Raw genomic sequence first — 5,946 nt, forward strand, 5'->3', positions numbered from 1 at the left:
CGCCCGGTGTCGCCAGGGCGGCCAGCAGCGCGGCGTTGTAGCCGCTGGCGGCGCCGATCTCCAGGACCGTGTGCCCGGGGCGCACGTCCAGCTCGGCGAGCATGGCCGCCACGACGGCCGGCTGCGACAGCGTCGAGGTGGCGCGGGTGCCGGGATCGGGCCAGCGGGTGTGGCCGTCGTCGAACTGCAGCGCCACGACCCGGTTCGCATGCGCGAGGTCCCACCAGCCGTCGGGATCGCTGTCCCGGTCGAACGGGACGGCCGCGCCCGCACTGTCGAAGACCCAGCCGCGGTCGGGGACGAAGGTCTCGCGGGGGACGGTCAGCAGGGCGTTCCGCAGGGGGCCGGCCAGACGCCGGTCCGGGTCGATCTCGTCGAGCAGCGCCGCGCGGGCGGCACGGCCGTCGCGGGGCGTGCCCGGGCGGGTGTGGGCGGTCGTGGTCATCGGGCCGGGCTCCTTGTCGGTCAGGCCGTCGAGTGGAGTGAACCAGCCGTCGCCCGGGTTCGCAGGGCGGCGTGGTGCGGGGTGTCGGAACCGCACGGCTGCCGTTGTCGCACGGCCCGGATGCCGAGGACAACCCTGTGAAACGCGGGCGGAGGGTCTCGCAGGTCCTCGACGAGGCACTGATTGTCGGCGGTTCCGCCGGGACATGCGCCGTAGGATCCCGCCCATGGCGACATCCCGGTTCGGGCCGTGGGACGTGGTCCCGGACGCTGCGGAGGCGGCGCGGTGGTTCGCGCCCGCTCTCCGCGCGGCTCCGTGGGGTGTCGTCCGGGCACTGGTGCCCGAGCGGTATCCGTGCTCCGCACGGCTGCTCCATCCCGCGTACCGGGAACGGCCCGAGGGGCGACGGACGGTCCGGTGGCAGGAGATCGCCGAGCGCTCGAACCGCGTGTTCCATCCGTCGGTGCAGTTCCCGAACCTGGTGGGACTGCGGCTGCAGCAGTACGAGAACGGCATCGACGACGATGACGGGCGGTCCGCGTCGTGGACGGACCCACCGGCCCAGGGCACGCTGCCGCCGGAGCTCGTCGGCCCGGTGGTCGACGTGTTGCGCGGCTGCACCGACACCCCGGACGACTGCTTCTTCGCCTTGTGGTCCGGGTGGGCGGCCACCCGGGAACCGGATATCACCGACGGGGCGCACCTGCGGCTTCCCGATCGGAATTACTTCGTCTTCCGTGGATCGATCGACACAACGGGACATTCGGTATTCGGATGGGCTTTCCAGACGATGAACCTCTGGTGGCCCGCGGACCGGCGCTGGTTTCTGGCCACGGACATTGACCTGGAGAGCACCTACCTGGGGATCGACGAGGACGGCATGCGGGCCCTGACGGACCACGGTTCGCCGGAGGTCCTCCCCGCGGCTCCGGATCAGGGAGTCACGACCGCCTCGGACACGCTGAATCCGGCGCCCTGATCACCGGCCGGGCACCTCATGCCACCACGGACACCGCCGGTCTCACCGGGAACGCGCGGCGGTGATCTGTTCGATGATCCGTGCAACGTGTTCCTCGAACCGCTCCCGGGGGCCGGGGAAGCCGTCGGCGATCCACCGCTGGTACAGCGCGGCGAGCGCCCCGAACACGGCGAGCGCGTTGCGCCGGATGTCGGCGTCGTCCATTCCGCCGAGGTCGTCCACCCCGTCGGAGCCGTCGCCTCCGTCGGGGTCGCCGGTGCCGGAGGTGGTCATGACCAGGCCGATCGGCGCGGTGAACTCGTCGACCAGTTCCCACCCGCGGCGGGACAGGGCCGGTGACGTCATGGACTCGCCGAGCATGATCCGTCCGCGTCGCGGGTCGGCGACGACGTGGTCGGTGAAGGCGCGCACCGCGTGCCGGATCAGTTCCGCGCGGGTCCGGGGTGCGGTCTCCAGGGCGGCCAACAGCGTGTCCCGCGCGCCGAACACCACGCTCTCCAGCACGGCCACGGCGAAGCTGTCCAGGTTGTCGAAGCTCTCGTAGAAGTATCGCTCGGTGAGCCCCGCCTGCCGGCACACCCCGCGCATGGACAGGCCGGCCGCGCCGCCGGTGCCCATCAGTTCCGTGCCGGCCTCGAGGAGCTGCGCGCGCCGGGTGGCGGCCCGGTCCGCGGCCTCGCGGCCGCGCCACCTGCGTTTTCCCTGGCTCGTTTCGGTGACCATGCCGCCATCCTCCCAGCAACATCTGACATCACGTGCTGTTGACATCGAGCGATGTCAAATCCTATGTTTCCCGGACACCGGCACCGGCGACCGGAGGCCACCATGCGCGGCGCGACGCGGGAACACCCCGAGCGGGTGCACGTGGCGGTCCTCGGTGCGGGCTTCGGTGGGCTGTGCGCGGCGATCCAGCTCAAACGCGCCGGGATCGAGGACTTCGTGATCCTCGAACGCGCCGGCGAGGTGGGCGGCACCTGGCAGGCGAACACCTACCCGGGCGCCCAGTGCGACATCCCGTCGATCCTCTACTCGTTCTCCTTCGCGCCGAACCCGCGCTGGAGCAGGCTCTACCCGTACCAGGAGGAGATCCGCGAGTACCTGCGCGACTGTGTGCGGCACTTCGGCCTCACCCCGCACCTGCGCCTGCGGCACGAGGTGGAGGAGGCCACCTGGGACGAGCGGGCGCGGCGCTGGCACGTGACGACCGCGCACGGCAGCTGGCGGGCGCGCGTGCTGATCGCGGCGCCGGGGCCGTTCAGCAGTCCGTCCGTGCCCGACTTCCCCGGACTGGACCGCTTCCGCGGCCGGGTCATCCACACCGCGGAATGGGACCACGGGCACGACTTCGCCGGGGAGCGCGTCGGCGTGGTGGGCACCGGCGCGTCCGCGGTGCAGGTGATCCCCCGGTTGCAGCCGGAGGTCGCCGCGATGACGGTGTTCCAGCGCACCCCCACCTGGATCATGCCGCACCCGGACCGGTCGATGACCGGACTGCCGCAGCGGGTGTTCGACCGTGCCCCCGTGGTGCAGCGCCTCGCCCGGGCGGGGTTCGACCTCGTCCAGGAGGCGATGGTGCCCGGGCTGGTGTTCCGGCCCGCGCTGCTCAAGGGTGCCGAATGGCTCGGCCGCGCGCATCTGCGCCGACAGGTCCGGAACCCGGAACTGCGCGCCGCGCTCACCCCGGGCTATGCCTTCGGCTGCAAACGGCCGACCTTCTCCAACACCTACTACCCCGCGCTGGCCGCCCCCAACGTGGACGTGGTGACCGGGGGAATCCACGAGGTGACCCCGCACGGGATCGTCACCGCGGACGGCACCACCCACGAACTGGACACACTCGTGTTGGCCACCGGGTTCCGGATGACCGGGCATCCGATGTTCGGCCGCATCCACGGACGGGGCGGCCGCAGCCTGCGCGAGGTCTGGCAGGGGGAGCCGCGGGCCCACCTCGGCACCGTGGTGCACGGGTTCCCGAACCTGTTCCTCCTCCTCGGACCGAACTCGGTCACCTACACCTCGCAGATCATCACCATCGAGGCGCAGGTGCGCTACGTCCTCGGTGCGCTGCGGTGCATGCGGGACGCCGAACTGTCCGATGTGGAGGTGCGGGAGGACGTGCAGCGGGCCTTCGTCGCCCGGACCGACCGCGGGCTGGCCCGGTCGGTGTGGAACACCGGCGGGTGCCGCAGCTACTACCTCACCGCATCCGGGCGCAACTTCGTGTTCTACCCGGGATTCGCCCGGCAGTTCCGGGCCCGCACCCGCGCTTTCGACCCGGCCGAGTTCCACACGACCCCCGCCGACGACCCGACCGACGACGTGACCGCCGAGAGCCTTAGGAGCGCATGATGGTGAGGTTTCCTCGGCCGGGCCGTCGGCCGGTCGTCGATCCGCGCGGCGCCCGCCGCTACGACGCGGAGGCGCACGCGATCCGGGCACGGCACGTGGAGTTCCGCTGGGACGATGTGCCCCTGCACTACATCCCGGGCGAGGTGATGGCCACCCACGTCATCAACGTGATGCACCTCGTGCTGCCCGAGGGTGAACGGGCGATGGCGAAGGCGCTGTCCGAGGCGTTGCCGCTGATCGACGACCCCCGCCTGCACGAGGAGGTGACCGGGTTCATCGGCCAGGAGGCCGTGCACGCCTCCTCCCACGAAGGGGCCCGCGAACACCTGGCCTCGCTCGGCCTGGACGTCGGACCGATGGTGCGCGCGATGGAGTGGCTGACCGACCGGGTGCTCGGCCCGGCGGGGCCGACCGGCCGGGCCCGGCACGCCTGGCTGTGCGAGCGGCTCGCGCTGTTCGCCGCGATGGAGCACTACACCGCGGTGGTGGGGGAGTGGCTGCTGGACGCCGAGGTGCTGGAACGCGAGGGAATGCACCCGACGATGCTGGACCTCGTCCGCTGGCACGGCGCCGAGGAGGTCGAACACCGCAACGTCGCCTTCGACGCCTTCCAGTACGTCGACGGCAGCTACGCACGCCGGGTGCGCAGCGCGCTGCTGGCGAGTGCGCTGCTCGCCGGGCTGGTCGTCGCCGCGGCGGGTTACCTGCACCGCGCCGACCCGTCGCCGGACAAGGGGCGGTTCTGGCCGCTGCGCCTGCTCGACGCCGCGCGGCGCGGGATGATCCCCCCGGCGACGCTGTTCCTCACCGAGATCCCGCGGTACCTGCGCCCCGACTTCCATCCCTCCCAGCTCGGCGACATGGACAAGGCGGTGCGTTACCTGGCACGGTCCCCCGCCGCCGACGCGGGACAGCGGCGCGACGACGGAACGGAGGCGTCGTGCGATCCCCAGTAGAGCCCTACCGTCCGGGCAGGACGGTGCGCGCGCTGGAACGGGCCGCGGCCGCGTACCGGGCGCTGGTCACCGAGAGCCGTGCCGCGCCGCTGCTGTCCCGGCCCGCCCCGGTGCGTCACCACGGATTCGACCTCGACCTCGTCGTCGACGCGATCCGCCCCGAGGCCGACGGTGTCGTCGGCCTGACCCTGACCGCGCCGGACGGCGACGTCCTGCCCCGCTGGGTCCCCGGCGCGCACCTGGACCTGTTCCTGCCGTCGGGCAGGCAGCGGCAGTACTCGCTGTGCGGGGACCCCGCGGACCGGCACCGCTACCGCGTCGCGGTGCGCCGCGTGCCCGGCGGGGCGGGCTCCGCCGAGATTCACGACGAGCTGCGGCGCGGTGATCGCCTCACCATGCGTGGCCCCCGCAACGCCTTCCGGCTCGTCGCCGCGGCGTCCTACCGGTTCGTGGCGGCGGGGATCGGCATCACCCCGATCCTGCCGATGGTGCGCGCCTGCCACCGGGTGGGCGCCGACTGGCGGCTGGTCTACCTCGGCCGCGACCGGCCCAGCATGCCGTTCCTGGACGAGCTCCCCGCCCGGGACGGCGGCCGGATCGACCTCCGCACCGACGGGGAGTCCGGACCACCGGACGTCGCCGACCTCGTGCCGTCGGCCGGGCCGGGCACCGCCGTTTACCTGTGCGGACCGCCCCCGCTGATGACGGCGGCGCGGGACCGGCTGCGGGCGACGGCCCCGCATGCCTCCGTGCACACCGAACGGTTCTCCCCGGAACCGGTGGTGCGCGGCGAACCGTTCGACATCGAGCTGCGGCGCAGCGGCCGCACGGTGTCCGTGGCCGCCGACGAGACGGCACTGACCGCGATCCGCCGCGAACGTCCGGACGTCGCCTACTCGTGCCGGCAGGGATTCTGCGGCACGTGCCGGGTGGCCGTCCTCGACGGGCGGGTCGAGCACCGGGACACGACGCTCACCGCGGCCGACCGCGACCGGGCGATGCTGCCGTGCGTGTCCCGGGCGGCGGGCCCGACGCTCTCCCTCGACCTCTGAGCATCCCCGATCTCAGAGCACGTCGAACCCGGAAAGGAGGCGTCGATGACCCGGCACCGGCTCGACCTCTCCGGCGCGGTGGCGCTGATCACCGGCGCCGCGCGGGGGATCGGTCTCGCCCTGGCCCGCGAACTGCACCGGCGCGGCGCCACCGTGGCCCTGCTG

General features: G+C 72.9%; 6 protein-coding genes and 1 pseudogene. 5 read left to right on the forward strand and 2 right to left on the reverse strand.

Features of this window, described 5'->3' with window-relative positions; all coding sequences use genetic code 11:
* Positions 1 to 445: pseudogene (locus ACTIR_RS23840) on the reverse strand (hypothetical protein); the annotation flags it as partial.
* Positions 446 to 671: 226 nt separating this feature from the next.
* Here ACTIR_RS23840 and ACTIR_RS24890 point away from each other — a divergent pair.
* Positions 672 to 1,424: a hypothetical protein gene (locus ACTIR_RS24890; RefSeq protein ID WP_026455104.1), complete on the forward strand. Its 753-nt coding sequence runs from the start codon at positions 672 to 674 to the stop codon at positions 1,422 to 1,424.
* A 42-nt stretch (positions 1,425 to 1,466) separates the two neighbouring features.
* Here ACTIR_RS24890 and ACTIR_RS0116430 read toward each other — a convergent pair whose 3' ends face one another.
* A complete protein-coding gene (locus ACTIR_RS0116430; protein WP_026455105.1) occupies positions 1,467 to 2,147 on the reverse strand; it encodes a TetR/AcrR family transcriptional regulator in 681 nt (226 codons plus the stop codon).
* Positions 2,148 to 2,198: 51 nt separating this feature from the next.
* Between ACTIR_RS0116430 and ACTIR_RS0116435 the strand changes: the two genes are divergently transcribed.
* The 4 genes from ACTIR_RS0116435 to ACTIR_RS26010 all read left to right on the forward strand — a co-directional run.
* A complete protein-coding gene (locus tag ACTIR_RS0116435; RefSeq protein ID WP_233345930.1) occupies positions 2,199 to 3,773 on the forward strand; it encodes a flavin-containing monooxygenase in 1,575 nt (524 codons plus the stop codon).
* On the forward strand, positions 3,773 to 4,729 hold the full coding sequence (locus ACTIR_RS0116440; protein ID WP_026455107.1) for a metal-dependent hydrolase: 957 nt from the start codon (positions 3,773 to 3,775) through the stop codon (positions 4,727 to 4,729). Before ACTIR_RS0116435 ends, ACTIR_RS0116440 begins: the two co-directional genes overlap by 1 nt.
* Positions 4,714 to 5,781 carry a PDR/VanB family oxidoreductase gene (locus tag ACTIR_RS0116445; protein WP_026455108.1) on the forward strand — a complete coding sequence of 356 codons (1,068 nt, stop codon included), beginning with the start codon at positions 4,714 to 4,716 and terminating at the stop codon, positions 5,779 to 5,781. The genes ACTIR_RS0116440 and ACTIR_RS0116445 overlap by 16 nt, the downstream gene beginning before the upstream one ends.
* Positions 5,782 to 5,826: 45 nt before the next feature.
* The coding region (locus ACTIR_RS26010; protein WP_154663793.1) for an SDR family NAD(P)-dependent oxidoreductase at positions 5,827 to 5,946 on the forward strand (120 nt) is incomplete at its 3' end.

Origin of the sequence: Saccharomonospora iraqiensis subsp. iraqiensis, from assembly GCF_000430445.1 — a bacterium.
Lineage (GTDB): Bacteria > Actinomycetota > Actinomycetes > Mycobacteriales > Pseudonocardiaceae > Saccharomonospora > Saccharomonospora iraqiensis.

Bases quoted from the DNA above. Each gene is read 5' to 3' on its own strand.
- ACTIR_RS24890 (WP_026455104.1), top strand. From the start codon at position 672: ATGGCGACATCCCGGTTCGGGCCGTGGGACGTGGTCCCGGACGCTGCG.
- ACTIR_RS0116430 (WP_026455105.1), bottom strand. From the start codon at position 2,147: ATGGTCACCGAAACGAGCCAGGGAAAACGCAGGTGGCGCGGCCGCGAG.
- ACTIR_RS0116435 (WP_233345930.1), top strand. From the start codon at position 2,199: ATGTCAAATCCTATGTTTCCCGGACACCGGCACCGGCGACCGGAGGCC.
- ACTIR_RS0116440 (WP_026455107.1), top strand. From the start codon at position 3,773: ATGGTGAGGTTTCCTCGGCCGGGCCGTCGGCCGGTCGTCGATCCGCGC.